At 64.4% G+C, this 15101-nt stretch carries 14 protein-coding genes and 1 pseudogene; 8 read left to right on the plus strand and 7 right to left on the minus strand.

The window, feature by feature from the left end; genetic code table 11:
* Positions 1 to 491 precede the first annotated feature (491 nt).
* A complete protein-coding gene (locus AC5ZFO_RS31835; RefSeq protein WP_282524224.1) occupies positions 492 to 680 on the minus strand; it encodes a response regulator in 189 nt (62 codons plus the stop codon).
* A 420-nt stretch (positions 681 to 1100) separates the two neighbouring features.
* Here AC5ZFO_RS31835 and AC5ZFO_RS31840 point away from each other — a divergent pair, with 420 nt between their 5' ends.
* The 4 genes from AC5ZFO_RS31840 to AC5ZFO_RS31855 all read left to right on the plus strand — a co-directional run bounded on the left by AC5ZFO_RS31840 (position 1101) and on the right by AC5ZFO_RS31855 (position 3575).
* Positions 1101 to 1811, plus strand: coding sequence for a Crp/Fnr family transcriptional regulator (locus tag AC5ZFO_RS31840; RefSeq protein WP_496123003.1), 711 nt, complete (start codon positions 1101 to 1103; stop codon positions 1809 to 1811).
* Positions 1812 to 1999: 188 nt separating this feature from the next.
* The gene (locus AC5ZFO_RS31845) at positions 2000 to 2698 is read left to right on the plus strand and encodes a Crp/Fnr family transcriptional regulator (protein WP_282524223.1); all 699 of its coding nucleotides are present in this window, start codon (positions 2000 to 2002) and stop codon (positions 2696 to 2698) included.
* Positions 2699 to 2850: 152 nt separating this feature from the next.
* Positions 2851 to 3228: an Hpt domain-containing protein gene (locus AC5ZFO_RS31850; RefSeq protein WP_282524222.1), complete on the plus strand. Its 378-nt coding sequence runs from the start codon at positions 2851 to 2853 to the stop codon at positions 3226 to 3228.
* A 98-nt stretch (positions 3229 to 3326) separates the two neighbouring features.
* Positions 3327 to 3575 (plus strand): hypothetical protein, encoded by a 249-nt coding sequence (locus tag AC5ZFO_RS31855; RefSeq protein WP_014490555.1) that lies wholly within the window; start codon positions 3327 to 3329, stop codon positions 3573 to 3575.
* 66 nt (positions 3576 to 3641) lie between these two features.
* Here AC5ZFO_RS31855 and AC5ZFO_RS31860 read toward each other — a convergent pair whose 3' ends face one another.
* The gene (locus tag AC5ZFO_RS31860; protein WP_496122989.1) at positions 3642 to 4265 is read right to left on the minus strand and encodes a LuxR C-terminal-related transcriptional regulator; all 624 of its coding nucleotides are present in this window, start codon (positions 4263 to 4265) and stop codon (positions 3642 to 3644) included.
* Between the two features lie 341 nt (positions 4266 to 4606).
* Between AC5ZFO_RS31860 and AC5ZFO_RS31865 the strand changes: the two genes are divergently transcribed.
* Entirely contained in the window at positions 4607 to 5770 is a 1164-nt protein-coding gene (locus tag AC5ZFO_RS31865) for a hypothetical protein (RefSeq protein ID WP_282524220.1), read from the plus strand.
* An 816-nt stretch (positions 5771 to 6586) separates the two neighbouring features.
* The gene (locus tag AC5ZFO_RS31870) at positions 6587 to 7801 is read left to right on the plus strand and encodes an EAL domain-containing response regulator (protein ID WP_282524219.1); all 1215 of its coding nucleotides are present in this window, start codon (positions 6587 to 6589) and stop codon (positions 7799 to 7801) included.
* 699 nt (positions 7802 to 8500) lie between these two features.
* Here the strand turns inward: AC5ZFO_RS31870 and AC5ZFO_RS31875 are convergent.
* A complete protein-coding gene (locus tag AC5ZFO_RS31875) occupies positions 8501 to 9361 on the minus strand; it encodes a DMT family transporter (protein WP_496122990.1) in 861 nt (286 codons plus the stop codon).
* A 107-nt stretch (positions 9362 to 9468) separates the two neighbouring features.
* On the opposite strand from AC5ZFO_RS31875, the gene AC5ZFO_RS31880 reads away from it, so the two are divergent.
* Complete coding sequence (locus AC5ZFO_RS31880) at positions 9469 to 10881, plus strand: aminotransferase-like domain-containing protein (RefSeq protein WP_496122991.1); 1413 nt, start codon at positions 9469 to 9471, stop codon at positions 10879 to 10881.
* A 7-nt stretch (positions 10882 to 10888) separates the two neighbouring features.
* Here the strand turns inward: AC5ZFO_RS31880 and AC5ZFO_RS31885 are convergent, their stop codons facing one another.
* Both AC5ZFO_RS31885 and AC5ZFO_RS31890 read right to left on the minus strand, forming a co-directional pair.
* The gene (locus AC5ZFO_RS31885; protein ID WP_282524215.1) at positions 10889 to 11503 is read right to left on the minus strand and encodes a GDYXXLXY domain-containing protein; all 615 of its coding nucleotides are present in this window, start codon (positions 11501 to 11503) and stop codon (positions 10889 to 10891) included.
* Positions 11500 to 12771 (minus strand): DUF2157 domain-containing protein, encoded by a 1272-nt coding sequence (locus AC5ZFO_RS31890; RefSeq protein ID WP_282524214.1) that lies wholly within the window; start codon positions 12769 to 12771, stop codon positions 11500 to 11502. Before AC5ZFO_RS31890 ends, AC5ZFO_RS31885 begins: the two co-directional genes overlap by 4 nt.
* Before the next feature lie 727 nt (positions 12772 to 13498).
* Between AC5ZFO_RS31890 and AC5ZFO_RS31895 the strand changes: the two genes are divergently transcribed.
* Positions 13499 to 13894 carry a VOC family protein gene (locus tag AC5ZFO_RS31895; protein WP_282524213.1) on the plus strand — a complete coding sequence of 132 codons (396 nt, stop codon included), beginning with the start codon at positions 13499 to 13501 and terminating at the stop codon, positions 13892 to 13894.
* A gap of 17 nt (positions 13895 to 13911) precedes the next feature.
* Here the strand turns inward: AC5ZFO_RS31895 and AC5ZFO_RS31900 are convergent.
* Together AC5ZFO_RS31900 and pip are read right to left on the minus strand one after the other, a co-directional pair.
* Positions 13912 to 14082, minus strand: a pseudogene (locus AC5ZFO_RS31900) (transposase); the annotation flags it as partial.
* A 53-nt stretch (positions 14083 to 14135) separates the two neighbouring features.
* On the minus strand, positions 14136 to 15092 hold the full coding sequence (pip, locus tag AC5ZFO_RS31905; protein WP_282524212.1) for a prolyl aminopeptidase: 957 nt from the start codon (positions 15090 to 15092) through the stop codon (positions 14136 to 14138).
* Positions 15093 to 15101: the final 9 nt, after the last annotated feature.

The raw sequence follows: 15101 nt of genomic DNA on the forward strand, positions 1-15101 counted from the left end.
CTTCACCAACTGATTGTCGACGGTGTCCAGGCTCTCGCTGGTCTCCGTCAAAAACTCCCGCAACAGATCATCCATGAGCTACGCCTTGCTGAACCGGACTTCGCCGCCTGGGCCGCACCTGGAGTTCGGCGGAGGTCCGCGGCTGGATCGTTAGACAACCCCTTTCACGGTCCCGTTAATTTCAGCCTCCGTGCTAATACGGATATTGAAGAGAAGTTTGCGCTTCGAGACCTGCGATTGCGTCTTTCGGCAAAAGCGGCGCCGCATCTCACGCGACGGACGCGATAGGTAAACGCGCCGATAACAACACTGCGACGTGTGCGAAAAATCCTGCCGGCGAAGGACGATATGCACGGGCCGCGCGAATTGAATCAAATCACGCGCAAGCAGAATCGCTCCCACGGCCGCCCGCTGCGCGACTGCTCAATCCGCAACAGATGCGCTTGCGGTAAACGGACGCTTATTTCGCGGCCACCGCGATTGCTACTGCGCTAACCCAATTGCGAAGACAGCACGATGCCCCGCGAGGCAATCGTCACCCGGAAATGATTCCGCTGCAGATAGATCACGATGGCCATGCGCACCATCGGATCCTCGTCGGCAACGAGAATATGGTGCAGATCTGCTGTCCCCGTTTGAGCTTCCCGTTTCGGCGATTCAAAAATCGAGCCGTGGGCCACGCCGTTCCCCTCTGGCTGGGGTCGAGATATTTGATGGCCGCAAGCGTCACCGGTCCTGTCGGGAAATCAGGGGCAGGTGCTGCAGCGGCGTCGCGAAGCCGCGCAGACCAGTCCCGGATGGATGGAGATGCGCGCTTGAGAGGGCGCCGCAGGTGCCGGCCGGCGTCCGATTGAGCGCGGATGCGATGCTTCCCGGCTCATGACAGCCCCCTTGCCGCTTTTTCCTGCCGCTCGATGCGAGACGGCCCCCTGGCTCACGAGCGATTCTCGTTTCCGCCGCAAATGCCGCAGCTTGTCTGCCCTCCAACGGGTATATGGACGGCCCCACAACCTTTACAATATATTCCGGTCGCCGTGCAACTGGATGACGTACAGGGCGCGGCGCCCGATCGTCCTAATGAACGCGCTGGATTGACCTGCATGACCGCAAGCGGCCACCCGTCCAACCAGTTGCTGCAAATGCTCGGCGCGGCGGATTTCGATCTGCTGCGCCCCTATCTCGCGACAGTCGAAATGGTCAGGGAATCTGTCTTGGCCGAGGCCGGCGCCGCGCTGCGACATGTCTACTTCCCGCACTGCGGATCCGTTTCGACCACGGTGGGTCTCTCCGAGGGACAGATGATCGAGGTCGCGCTGCTGGGCCGCGACAGCGCCGTCGGCAGCGGCGCGGCGCTTGCCGACGGTATCGCACCGACGGACGCCGCCGTGCTCTTCCCCGGGACTGCATCCGTGCTCGAAATCTCGGCCTTCCGGGCGGTGGCGGCCGCAAGCACGCAGTTTCGCAGCCTGATGATCCGCCACGAGCAGGTGCTGCTCGCGCATGCGCAGCAATCGGTGCTGTGCAATACGGTGCACCCGGTCGGAGCGCGGCTGGCGCGCTGGCTCCTGCGTGCCCGCGACCTGTCCGACAGCAGATTCCTTCCGCTGACACAGGAGACGCTGGCGCAGATGATGGGCGTACGGCGCAACGCGATTTCCCTCGTCGCAAATGCGCTCCAGCGCGCCGACATCATCCATTACACCCGCGGCCAGATCGAGATCGTCGACGAGCGCGCATTGGAAACGACGTCCTGCGCTTGCTATGCGGCGGTGAAGGGCTGCCACGCGCGCCTGCTGGGAGCCCCGCGGTGACGACAGCCGGCGCAACCGGCCTGCATGCCGGTGTGCACACAGTGCAGCAGGGGCGCCATCGCAACCGGACATCTTGTCCCAATTGCCAATATATCCCGACGGGAACATGATGAAATTTATCCGTGCAGCGAGCAGCCCGTCCGCTTCGAGTTCGGGGGCTGATTGAGACGGAGGCAGTCTTGGAAACGATGGCGCGCCCATCCAACGGTTTCCTGTCCGCACTGTCGGCGGAGGACTACGAATTGATCCGCCCGCATTTGCGCATGATCGATCTGCCGCATGAGGCGATCCTGGTGGAGACCGGCGAAACGCTCAAGCGCGCCTACTTTCCCCACCGCGGCGTCATCTCGCTGGTGGTGAAACTCGCCAAGGGCGAGCATGTGCAGGTCGCCATGATCGGCCGCGACAGCCTGCTCGGAGCCCTCTCGACCATGGGCGATGCCTGCGCGCTGAACACGGCGGTCGTGCTGGTCCCCGGTGCCGCCTCCGTGATGGACCTCGACCGGCTGCGCGACGCGGCCGACCAGAGCAACGCCTTGCGGACGCTGCTCATCCGTCACGGGCTGGCCGTCTACGCACAGATCCAGCAGACCGCGGGCTGCAACGCCGCCCATCCGGTGGAGTCGCGGCTGTCGCGTTGCCTGCTGCACACCCATGACCTGTCGGGCGACTACCGGCTGCTGCTGACCCAGGAGGCGATGGCGCAGATGATCGGGGCGCGCCGCAACAGCGTGTCGCTGGTCGCCAATACGTTGCAGCACGCCAATTTCATCCATTACAGCCGCGGACACATCCAGATCCTCAACCTGGACGGCCTGCGCCAGACGGCGTGCGAATGCTACGCCACGGTGAAGGCCCAGTACGACCGGCTTCTCGGTTCGCGCTGACCGGCGCCTTGGTAAACCGGCGGCTAACGCTGGCCTGCAAACACGGATCGTCCTGCTACCGGAACTGAAATTCGAATGCCGTAGACACCGAGCGTGCCTCGCGCCGTACAGGCCGCGCGGCAGACGAACCGCGACCAGGACAGGCCAAAGCCATGTTTGAAGTGACCGCCGCGCCGATGCCAAAGGCGCTCGATGCCGCGCCCGCGCGTGAGCCGGACGCCTACGAAGCGCTGGTGCGGGAGATCGGCGAGGACGGGGCCTGTGAAGTCCGTGACGTGTTCTGGAGCGAGACCTGTGCGCGCCTGCAACTGTTCCGCACGCTCTCGCTCGCGCGGCACCTCGCCAGGATCATCCGCGAAGCGCATTCGCTGAAGAGCGCGGCCGGAACGTTCGGCTATGTCAGGCTTGCGATGCTGGCGCTGCGGCTGGAGCAGACTGCGGAGACGCTTGGCGAGGCCGAATTCCACGGTCTCCTGGACCTGATGGATGCCGCCTACGCCGCGGCGCGCGCGCAGGAGCCGCAGGGTTAGAAAGGCGCGTGCAAAGCCCGCCGTACTTCTACGGTTAGCGATTTTCACAGATGGCTAATCATAGGTGGCGATAGTCGCGGGAAACCAGGAGGGTTTCCATGTTCACCTATGAGACTGCGGATCAGAAAGAGGTCCGTCGCTTCCGCATCGCACAGTTCAACGGCAGAACGGCGACCGTGAAGTCTGGCGAGGCGACGGTGACTGGTTTCGTTCGCTCGGTGCTGGAGCAGGAATCGAGCATGCCGCCGCGCTGGACCATCACGATCATTCCGAGCGCGCCGAAGGAAGAGCCCAAGTCGCTGCGGCCGCCGTCGCGGGTACGCCCTTTCGCCGAGGATTATCTCTGAGCCCATCGGGTCCCCAAGCCGTTCTCAGGCTTGATCGCCCGCCCGGCGGCGCAGGACAAACCTCAATCAATCAATCGAATGCAGCAGCGCCGCACGGACGAGGTCCGCGGTGTTGCGCGCGCCGAGCTTGCGCATCGCCTCGGCGCGATGGCTCTCGAACGTGCGCGGGCTGATCTGCATCCGCAGCGCGCCCTGCTTGTTCGAGTAGCCCTCGCTGATCAGCCTCAGCACCTCGCGTTCGCGCTTGGTCAGCCGCTTCTGGCCCGACAGGCCCAGCAATTCGGTGCTCGGCACACGCTGCGCTTGCTGCGCGCGGGCGGCGTTCAATTCGGCGCCCTCGGTCCTGGACGGGATCGGCAAGGCATCCCTGTTAGGGCCGGCAAGCTGCTTGACCACGCCGCAAACCCGTTCGGTCTGCGCCAGCGCATTCTCCACCACGCGCTGCAAATAGGCCCGATCGGCCGTAACCGGCGCGAGCTGGTCGCTGTGGTGCTTGATCTCGCCCATGTAGAGCAGGAGCGCGGTCAGGGGGCCGTTGAGCTCGCGGGCGATGGCGGCGGCCATCTCGTCAGCTGCCTTGGCGCGGGCCGCGCTCAGGCGGGCGAAATCGCGCTCTTCGGTCGGAGCAGAGCTGCTTTCGAACCATTCCGACGGCCGCGAATCGGTGGCCGTATCGTTCTGTGACCCCATGTGATTCGTTTAGCGGAACCGAGGCCAGTCTGTGGTTAACTTTTTGCTCCGTAAGACTACGGTAAATTTGGCAGTTTTGTGCTGAAATACCGACGTAGGCACAATTTATGCTTGAGTACCCACGGCAATCGACCACGCGCAGGTTGAGGTTTTCGCCTAAAACTTGAGCAGGCAACGAAATGCCTCCTTAACCAACGCTCCCCAGCGCGCGCCCGCGCCTCCCGGTTTTTACGGATAAATTAACAATGACTTGCTTCTCTTGGTCACGATTGAGAGCGCGCAAATGCCTCCACGCATGAGGCCGGTGGGCCTGCGGGAAACGCTGCGGAAGATTGCGTGCCATGAACGAGATCAATCAGCTGTCCGAGTTCTTGCAGAGGCTGACGCCGCTGTCGCGCAGCTGTCTGCTCAGCGAGCTCGAGCGGCTCGAACTGTGCGGCATCGACATGCCGGGCTCGTCCGACATCCAGGCGAAGTTGCGCGCCGAGTTCCGCAAGGACGGATCGAGCCAGGCACGCGCCACCAGTCCCTCACGCTATTTCTTCGCGCCGCTCGAACTGCTCCTGATCGACGGCGCACCCGAACATGCCAATGCGGGGCGGATTTCACGCAACACGCTCACGCCCATCTGGGAGTGGATCTGCCGCGACCTGCTGCCGACCATGGCGCGCGACTACATCAAGGCGATCAACGACCAGGTCACCGCCAACAACCCGAAGGAAGTGCTGAAAACCGCGTCGGTCTTCCAGACCAAGGTGCTCAAGGTCCTCGAGAACACCCTCGCATCGGCGGAGAGCACCGAGTTCGCACGCGCCAAGCTCACGCAATACACGGCCTCGCGCACAGCCTTCGACGACGTGAGGAAAATGCAGCAAGTGCTGCGCGCCGGCGACGCGCTGCCGAAGTTCAACGAAAAGCTGCCTGAGAAGATCGCGAAATTCGACGACGGCCAGGCGGCCCAGATCACCGCGCAACTCGATGCCTTCAGGAAGTCCCACCCGGACGCGCTGCCCTTTGCGCTGGCACTGGTGGCGAGGCGCCTGAAGACGACTTGGCAACTGGTGCGCCTTGCCACCAGGACCGCCGCGAGCAAGAGCGTGGCCGACGTCGCCGCCACGCCCTATGCCTGCGTCGTTCCCATGGTGCTCGACCGGCTCGACGACAAGCGGCTCGCCCTGCGGGTCGCGCTCAAGCTCAACCGCGTGCTGGTCGCGCGCGACCTGCTCGCCGACATCTACGACACCGAATATGCGCTCAAGGTCCGCATTGACGGCATCGAGGGTTGCGAATGGGGTCTCCGGCTCCAGCAATTGATGGATGCGATCGCGGCGCTGGTGTCCGCCGAGGTGAGCCGCTTCCCCTCCAATGTCGGCCACATTCTCGGCTCGCGCCGGCTGCGCAGCCACGACACGCTCGGCGGCAAGCTGTCCTATCTGGCCTGGAAGGGACGCGACGCCGTGCAGGACGGCGCGGCAGCGTTTCGCAAATTGATCGGGCAGACCTGATATTGCGGCGCGGCTACTCCGCCCGCGGCAGGCACAGGAAGCGATCGGTAAATCGCCCTGACAGAACGAATCTGAACCACCAATACATCAATCGCCGCGTCGTCATTGCTGTAATCCTCGACAGCCCACCACCGGCTGCGCACAGCAATAGCGCAGGTGCAGCAAGACGCATGTGATGTGCTTCACATTTGCGCTGCCGCTGCCGGGCGCGTTGTCGCAGAACTGTCACGCGTGAGCCATGGAACATGCGCGCATCGCGCGAAAATGAACTCTCCCATCGCTGCCGTCGCGCCGATCCTGCGATGCACCGCAAGCGCGACGGGAAGGAGGTTGCGATAAGATCGAATCGACCGACATCGACGATGGCGGCATTGCCCGCGAGTGCGCCGGCGCCACGCGAAGCACGAGCAATCCGTAGCCCGGCGTCGGATCGTGAGCTGGCACGTGATGATAGGCATCGGCCACGCTGCGCCTGCCGGCCTCGCGGCAAGGCCGTTGGCATGACCCAGCACGGCAAGACCACAGTCAATTGAGGCGTCCATTATTCAATTGGGCGAGGCGCGCGCGGCTTCGTCCAATTGCAGGACACCATGCGTGCATGTCGCCACACCGCACGTCGCGAAAATCTCCGGTGATTGCCGCACTCCCGCGCGCGACGCGCGGGCAGACGTAAAAACTTCTGGAAGAAGATCCGGACAATTTTAGATATGATGCGTGCTTTAACGTTACCCAGATAATTCAACAATCGACTGAAGCTCTCCATATTTGAAACTGCTCCCATCGCTAACACCTGTCGCGGAACGGGAGTGGTTTGCGATGAACGATGAACTTGTTGAACTCGCCGGACGGAGGCCCAAAACCTTCGGACGGCGAAAGGTAACGCCGCGCGCATGCGTCGCCGACGGCAAGCGCCATCTGCGCGCATTCCTCGCCGAGGTGCTGGAGGATCTTGGCTTCGTCACCAGCGAATGCGCCAGCGCGGACGAGCTGCAGACCGTGCTGACCCGCGAGTTGCCGGATCTGATCCTGCTTGGCATCGCCGCCGACGGCATCGAGCCCGGCACGTTTCTGGAGACGCTGGTACGCGAGGCCTTCGACGGCAAGGTTCTCGCCGTCGGCGCCCGCGAGTCCATCATCGTCAGGGCCGTGCAGCAGGTCGGCGAGGAGTATGGCCTCGCGATGCTGCCGCCACTGACCACGCCCTTTGCCGCCGAGACGCTGCGCGAGCGCGTCGCGATGCTGCTGCCGGACGAGCCGGCGCCGAGCCCGGCCGTGCATGTCGGCGAGGCCCTGCATGCCGGCTGGCTCGAGCTCTGGTACCAGCCCAAGATCGACGCGCGCACCTTGGTCCGCTGCGGCGCCGAGGCGCTGGTGCGGATGCGGCATCCGACCTGGGGCGTGGTGCCGCCCGCCTACTTCATCCCCGAAGAGCATGATCCGCATTTCCGCGACCTCTCGGAGTTCGTGATCGAGCGCGCCTTGCAGGACTGGCACTATCTCCTGGAGCAGCAGAGCCCGGTCGATCTCTCGATCAACCTGCCCACGTCATATCTGAAGGAGCCGCAGGCGGTGCGCGATCTCTGCCGCCGCATGCCGACGCATCCGGCCTTCGGCGGGCTGACGATCGAGATCGACAGCGAGGAGGCGATCCGCGATCTCGAATTCCTCGTCGAGGTCGCCCGCGAGGTGCGCCTGCACAATATCGGCCTGTCGATCGACAATCTCGGCGCCAACTGGCCGTCACTGATGGATCTGGACAAGATTCCCTTCATCAAGCTGAAGGCCGACCGGCACTTCGTCACCGGCAGCGGCAGCGACCGGCTGAAGCGCACGGTGTGCCGTCACATCGTCGAGCTCGCCCACGGCTACGGCGCGCGCACCGTGGCCGAAGGCGTCGAGAGCCGCGCCGACCTCGTCGCCGCCAACGAGCTCGGCTTCGACCTCGTGCAGGGTTTCCTGTTCGGCAAGCCGATGCCGCTGAAGAAGTTTGCAAGGAGCGCGCTGACGCGGACGGTGATGGGGCAGGCGTGAGGCGCAGGCCTCACGCCAACCGCCGCGCGAAGAAGAAGACGCACACGACCACGAGCGCGGTCGCTGCGATCACCCCCATGAAAGATAGCTCTCCTAGCGGCAGACCCAGGCGCCATTGACCAGCACGCGGGCGCACGTCGGTGCCGCGACAGCGGCGCCTACGGTCGCAGCACCCACGGCCGCTCCACCGACTACTGCGCGGCGCGTCGTTCGCCGCGCGACGCCAGCGACACTCGCCGGGGTCGCTGGTCGCCCTACGCGAGCCTGTGCGCTCTGAACCGAGAATGAAAGACCATCCTCCTCCGACCACTGCACCGAGCCCATGGCTGCGCAGGCAATAACGGCGCCAGCTAACCAGAATTTGGTTCCGTGTCGCATGACGTGCTCCTTCCCTTGCTCAAAGTTTCTGCGGATTTCTGTCAGTCGCGTGAGGATGCCGATCACCGTCCCATCAGCGAAACGGTCAGACCAGCCAGGCGGATGCTGTCACTGTGATCGCGAAACAGGGCACGCGATGCACCGAGGAGATAACTCTCCCATCCAGAGCGACACTGCGTGCGAGAACAGACGTTGATCTAGATCAACGTTGACAGTCGCATAGCTCCCGCGCCAGGTGATGGTCGCGCCAATGACCCGATGGAAGCGCGTTCGATCAAGGTCATCAACTTCAGACCCTGGTCGGGACCTGCGATCACCGCCTCAGGCATATCGCCGCGCGAAGAAGACGCAGACGACCACGAGCGCGGTCGCGGCGATCATGCTCCATGCGATCGGCTCGTGCAGCAGGAAGCCGGCGAGCGCGAGGCCGAAGAACGGCTGGAGCTGCTGCAACTGACCGATCCGGGCAATGCCGCCGACCGCAAGTCCGCGGTACCAGAAGATGAAGCCGACGAACATGCTGAAGACGGAGACGTAGGCGAGCCCGATCCAGGCGGGCACGCCAACGCCGCTCCACGTCGGCGGCCATGTCAGGATCGCGACCGGGATCATGAGCGGCAGCGCCAGCAGCAGCGCCCAGGAGATCACCTGCCAGCCGCCGAGGCGACGCGACAGCGCGGCGCCTTCGGCATAACCGAGCCCGCACAGGATGATGGCCGCGACCATCAGGAGATCGCCGGTGAGCGAGGCCGAGCCGTCGTTCGACAGGGCAAAGCCCGCGACCGTGGCGCTGCCCAGGACAGAGAACAGCCAGAACAGCGGCTGCGGCCGCTCGCCGCCGCGCAGCACCGCGAAGATCGCCGTCGACAGCGGCAAGAGCCCGATGAAGACGATCGAATGCGCGGAGGTGATGTGCTGGAGCGCGAGCGCCGTCAGCAGGGGGAAGCCGACCACGACGCCGATGGAGACGATGGTGAGCGAGACGAGATCCTTCCGCCGCGGCCACGTCTGGCGGAGCAGGAAGAGCACGGCCACGCCGATCAGGGCCGCAATGACCGCGCGCGCCGACGTCAGGAACAGCGCGGAGAAGCCGCCGACCGCCACGCGGGTCGCCGGCAACGAGCCGCTGAAAATGATGACGCCGAGAATCCCGTTACCCCAGCCGCTGCCTGCAGATTGCATGTCCGTCTCGCTTCTTGGGTCACGATCATCGGCCGTCGCCGGTGGCGAGACCAGCGACAATCCAGTACAATCCGGCAAAACTGTATGGATATGGAAGGTCATACACCTTGGACGGCGAAGCACAAGCGAAGGGACGGGGCGGGACGCGGACCACCGACGTGATGGGCGCGATCCGCGCCAAGGTCGCGGCCCGCGCACTCAGCGCCGGCGACCGCCTGCCGTCGATCCGCAGCCTTGCCGCGACAATGGGTGTTTCGCCCTCCACCGTCGTCGAAGCCTATGATCGGCTGGCCGCCGACGGCCTGATCCGCGCCCGCCGCGGCTCGGGCTTCTATGTCTCACCGGCTGTCACCCCGCCGCTGGCGCTGACCGAAGTCGAGCCCCGCCGCGACCGGGAAGTTGATCCCTTCTGGGTCTCCCGACAGTCGCTCGACACGGACGATGCCGTGCCAAAACCCGGCTGCGGCTGGCTGCCGCCGGAGTGGATGCCGGAGGCGGCGTTGCGCCGCGCCACCCGCGCGCTTGCCCGCACCGACGCGAGCGTGCTGACCAATTACGGCAGCACGAGCGGCTCCCCTGCCCTGCGCCGGCTACTGCTCACGCGCCTCGCCGAAGACGCAATCGAGGCCTCGATCAGCCAGTTGATGTTGACCGGTTCGGGCACACAGGCAACCGACCTGATCTGTCGCTTCCTGCTTCGTCCCGGCGACACAGTGCTGGTCGACGACCCCTGCTACTTCAATTTTCGCGCGCTGCTGCGGGCGCATCAGGCGAAGATCGTCAGCGTGACCTTTACGCCGTCGGGCCCCGATGTCGCGCGCTTCGAGCAGATCCTCGCGACTGAGCAGCCGCGGCTCTACATCACCAATTCAGCGCTGCATAATCCGACCGGCGCGACGATCTCGCTCCAGACCGCGCACCGGCTTCTGACTGCGGCCGCGACGCACGACCTCACCATCATCGAGGACGACATCTTCGGCGACTTCGAATCGGAGCGCTCGCCGCGTCTTGCCGCGCTCGACGGATTGAACCGCGTGATCCGCATCGGCAGCTTCTCCAAGACGCTGTCGGCCTCGGTGCGCTGCGGTTACATCGCAGGGCGAGCCGACTGGATCGAGCACCTCGTCGACCTCCAGGTCGCGACCAGTTTTGGCGGCCCGAGCCCGGTGGCGACCGAGATCATCGCAAACGTCCTGGCCGGCGGCAGCTATCGCAAGCACATGGACGAGTTCAGGCAGAAGCTCACGCGGACGCGCCGCGACGTCGCGCGAAAACTTCAGGCGCTGGGCATCGAGCCCTGGCTGATGCCGCGCGGCGGCTTCTTCCTCTGGTGCCGCCTCGCGGGCGGGCAGGATGCCACCGCCGTCGCGCGCACCGCGCTCGAGGAGGATGTGGTGCTCGCACCGGGCAACGTCTTCAGCGTATCGCAGACGGCATCGGACTTCCTGCGCTTCAACGTGGCGCACATGAACGATCCGCGGATGTGGGACGTGCTGCGGCGGGCGCTGAAGGCCAAATGATCAGCGCCTAGTACAACGGCTCCTCATAGACAGGCTCGCCGTCGAGCAGCAGGCGCTTGATGGCGGCGCGGCCTGAGGGGAGCACGGCGGCGACGACCCGGAGTTTCTGCTGGTTGCGGGCTTGCTCGAGCTTTTTGCCCTCGCCTTCGGGCACGAAATAGCTTTCGAGACCGTATTTGATCGCCAGTTTCTCGCAGAAGACGCGCGGGCCCGCGCCGCAGGATCCGCCGTAATAGGAGACGCGGCCACGGATCAGCACTTCGGGAGCCGTGACCGTGACGGGCTCGCTATGCACCGAGACGGCCTCGTAGAGCCCATTGGCATTCGGCGCGAGCTTGACGAACACGACGGGCTTGCGCTCGGCCGCCGGCTGGCCGGCGAGCGCGCCTGCCGGCAGTTGCGAGATATCGTAGCGGAGCACGACATAGTCGCCACGCAGGAGATCGCGCGGATCGACCGGCTGCGTCTGCAAGGTCACCTCACGGCCTTCGCGCAGGATCTGCATGCGATCGGCGACCATCAGCACCAGCAGCGCGCATTGAAGCAGGACGGCGACACCGAACAGCACGGCTTTCGGGATGCGCTGCCAGAGTTTTGTCACGGACGCGGTCAACTCCATCATCGCTGAGCCCTCGGCAGCGCACGATTGAGCGCGGTGGCAAATACGACGGCAATGACACCGGCCGCGGCAAGGAAGGCCGAGCGGCGCAGCAGCGAGCCCTTCACCGCCCAGGTGATGCCCGCGATGACGCCGGCGATCCCAAGCCAGCCGGCAACGATCCGCGGACGCACATCATCGAGCACACCGGAGACGACAAGGCACAGCATGGCGCAGAGCAACGCGGCATAGGCGAACCAGGGCTCGCCGGCCGTGGATGCCGGCCAGATCGGCGCCGCGAGCAGGACCAGCCCGATCGAACATGCCGCAAGGATTTCACCCGCACGCCTGGTGATCCCGGCGGACGCAAGCGCGAGGATCACGCCCGCGGCCCCGCACAGCATCGCCCACAGCGGCTGGGCCGGGACCGTGCTGTTCCGGAAGCGGATGATGTCGTCGACCGTTGTCACCTCCAGGCAAGCGACGGCGGCCAGCGAAAACGCTCCGTAGGCCGATAAAACGGTCCCGAGGCGCAGCGCCCTCGGCGACGGCACAGCGGCGATCGCGAGCCCAGCGCCGAACAGCAGGGCAGCGCCGTTCGCGAGCACGAACGACGGCTGGGCACCGTCGAGCTCGAAGCGGAGCGACGTCGCGATCCACCACGGAAGCAGCGCGACCGCGACGAGATGGGCCGCCACGCGGGAATTCCATGCAAGCGCGAGCGCGGCAGCGATCAACCAGACCGCCACGAACGGAAGATGCAGGACATCAGGCGCATCATAGTTGCGCATGCAGGTCCAGATGCAGGCCGCGACGAGGGCGACCGCAAGCGCGCCGCGCGATCCGGTCAGCAGTGCGGCGCCAAATGCTCCGATCGACCACAGCAGCATGCCGCCGGCGAAGTCCTCGCCGAGATGATACATCTGGCCGACCAGCGCGATGCCCGCGCCGAAGATGATCGCCCCGATGCTCGCGCAGAGATCGGCGAGAACCGTGCGGCCCGTCGCGGCGAACCACGCCCCGAGGCCGCCGGCGACGACCATGCCGGCGATCAGGATCGCGAACCGCAGCAGCCGCGCGATCTCCGTCCAGTGCGCCGCGACGAAGGCGAGGAAGGCGGCAGCGATCAAGAGGCCGCCGACAATGGCAACGACGACGGCGATGTTGATGCCGGGCGAGAGCGGCGGCAGCGCGCTGCGGATGGAAGTGGCGGCCGCCGGCGCGATCACGCCGTCGGCTTCCCATTGCGCAAGATCAGCCTCGAGGCGTTGCCGGTAGGTTTTGTCGAACATCGTCGTGAAACACCTCGCTCCCTGCCGGCTGGCGGGATGCTGTTGGTCGGGCCGCGACGGTAGCAGGTTCAACCCGTCACCGCTCTGGTTGCGGGGGCACCGGGCGCGCGCCCCCGCGAGCGGCAAGATAACGCCCTATGTTCGCTCCGTGGGAATAGGCGCGATCGTTGAGGGGACGTCTGCCCGCCAAGCACATGACGTGCATGTTCCCAATCCTGGAAACCGAGCTCCGTGCAAACTATATTGAGGGCGTGGGTCAACTTCCATTTCGCGGGCCACGCCCAGCGTCGCCGCCCCGATATCCAGCGTGCGTAGAATATGACATCCGGCGATTCATTGGTCAGATCATTCAAGCGTAACCGCGCGCGAATTTTGATTTCACGCAACAATTCATCGCACGTGCTTGGGAATTCGAGCATCGCCGCGCCCGACGACAATACGGTGTTCATGACAACCCCAATGAGGCGTCCGACACTCCCGCTATTGCCGAACAAAGGGCTCGTCATCGTTAGCCTTCCCGGATGCAGATCGAGGGGTCGTATCGCCGGAAGAAAACGGACAACCTCTCGAAGGGTGAGAGCCTCTTGTGCGGGAAGGCGCCCCTTCGGCACCTGCGCGAGGTTATGAGGTCGTCTTCAAAAGGACGCAAGCTGGTCGGGACGGCGGGCCGTGACGACTTTGAACCTTCCGTCCCCACGTATCGGCGGACTAACGCAAAGGGATTCGCATGCCTCCAACTCACGCACTGACGTCCATCCTTCCCTGCAACGACCTCGACGCCTCGGAGAAATTCTACGCCCGACTCGGTTTTACGCGCGCGGACGGCGACAAGCCGGCGGACGGTGAGGACAGCTATCGCATCCTCTCCGATGGAAAGGGTGGCAATCTTCATCTCACCGATGCCGTCGAAGGCTGGCTGATCAGAGGCCGCAACCCGTTCGGCCTCTATCTCTACACCGAGGCCGTCGACGAACTCGCGCGAGAGTTTTCGGGCGAGTTGGCCAACGGACGGGGGCCGGAGGACACGCCGTGGGGAATGTACGAGTTTGCGCTGTCGGACCCGGACGAGACCCTGGTCAGGATCGGCTGGCCGTCACGGCTCCGTCAGAAAAAGCAAGCTTGAGCGGCGGAGAGGAAGGGCTAGGACGTCGACTCATTAGCGCCGAGCCGTAGCCTGATTGAAGCGAGTTGGACGAAGGCGAGATAGTTGGCGGCGAGCCTGTGATAACGCGTCGCCACCCGACGGCATTGCTTGATCCTGTTGAAGAAGCGCTCAACTCGATTGCGGGCGCGATATAGGCAGGGACTAAACGGATGATTCCTCTTCTGCGGCCGGATTTATTCCGACTTCGTCGTTGCCCTCTTTATCGTGTTGTCGCGAAGCGATCGGTGGCGCGCACCAGTTGATCGAGGATACCTGGCTCCGACCAAGCATGACCTGCACCCTCGACCAGATGGAATGTGGCATCAGGCCACGCCCTATGCAGCGCGTAAGCATATCGGGCTGGACAGGGCATGTCGTAGCGGCCGTGAACAATGGCTCCCGGGATGCCGCGGAGGCGGTGGGCGTTGCGCAGAAGTTGCCGATCCTCCAGCCAGCAATCGTGAACGAAATAGTGGTTCTCCAATCGCGCAAACGCGAGCGCAAATTGGTCGTCGCCAAACGATGTCGAGAATGCTGGATTAGGCAGCAGCGTGATCGTTTCGCCCTCCCAAATAGCCCAAGCCTTGGCTGCCTCGAGCTGGGTGGCTCGATCGTCGCCCGTCAGCCGGCTGCGATACGCCGCAATCATGTCGCCTCGCTCGCTCAGGGGTATCGGTGCCTGGAACTTTTCCCACTTCTCCGGAAAGATCTCTGAGACGCCGAACTGATAGTACCATTGCAGCTCCGCCTTGGTGACGGTGTAGACGCCACGGAGAACTAGCTCGCTGACGCGGTCGGGATGCGTTTCCGCATAAGCTAACGCGAGAGTCGATCCCCACGAGCCACCGAACACGAGCCATTTGTCGACGCCTGCAAGTTCGCGCAAGCGCTCGATGTCCGATACCAAATGCCAAGTCGTATTCGCTTCGAGCCCCGCATAGGGAGTTGATTGCCCACATCCTCGCTGATCGAAGAGCATGACATCATATCGATTGGGATCAAACAGACGCCGATGTTCAGGGGACAATCCTCCGCCCGGTCCGCCGTGCAGGAAGACCGCCGGCTTCGCGCCCGGCGTCCCCACCCGTTCGTAATAAACCCGGTGACCTTCTCCAACGTCGAGGGTGCCAGCGCTATAGGGCTCGATGGGTGGGTACATGGACCTCAACTGACTCATACGGCCTCC

It is taken from the genome of Bradyrhizobium sp. Unk1, assembly GCF_059512345.1.

Bases quoted from the DNA above. Each gene is read 5' to 3' on its own strand.
- AC5ZFO_RS31840 (WP_496123003.1), top strand. From the start codon at position 1,101: ATGACCGCAAGCGGCCACCCGTCCAACCAGTTGCTGCAAATGCTCGGC.
- pip (WP_282524212.1), bottom strand. From the start codon at position 15,092: ATGAGTCAGTTGAGGTCCATGTACCCACCCATCGAGCCCTATAGCGCT.
- AC5ZFO_RS31895 (WP_282524213.1), top strand. From the start codon at position 13,499: ATGCCTCCAACTCACGCACTGACGTCCATCCTTCCCTGCAACGACCTC.
- AC5ZFO_RS31870 (WP_282524219.1), top strand. From the start codon at position 6,587: ATGAACGATGAACTTGTTGAACTCGCCGGACGGAGGCCCAAAACCTTC.
- AC5ZFO_RS31845 (WP_282524223.1), top strand. From the start codon at position 2,000: ATGGCGCGCCCATCCAACGGTTTCCTGTCCGCACTGTCGGCGGAGGAC.
- AC5ZFO_RS31860 (WP_496122989.1), bottom strand. From the start codon at position 4,265: ATGGGGTCACAGAACGATACGGCCACCGATTCGCGGCCGTCGGAATGG.
- AC5ZFO_RS31855 (WP_014490555.1), top strand. From the start codon at position 3,327: ATGTTCACCTATGAGACTGCGGATCAGAAAGAGGTCCGTCGCTTCCGC.
- AC5ZFO_RS31890 (WP_282524214.1), bottom strand. From the start codon at position 12,771: ATGTTCGACAAAACCTACCGGCAACGCCTCGAGGCTGATCTTGCGCAA.
- AC5ZFO_RS31875 (WP_496122990.1), bottom strand. From the start codon at position 9,361: ATGCAATCTGCAGGCAGCGGCTGGGGTAACGGGATTCTCGGCGTCATC.
- AC5ZFO_RS31850 (WP_282524222.1), top strand. From the start codon at position 2,851: ATGTTTGAAGTGACCGCCGCGCCGATGCCAAAGGCGCTCGATGCCGCG.
- AC5ZFO_RS31885 (WP_282524215.1), bottom strand. From the start codon at position 11,503: ATGATGGAGTTGACCGCGTCCGTGACAAAACTCTGGCAGCGCATCCCG.
- AC5ZFO_RS31865 (WP_282524220.1), top strand. From the start codon at position 4,607: ATGAACGAGATCAATCAGCTGTCCGAGTTCTTGCAGAGGCTGACGCCG.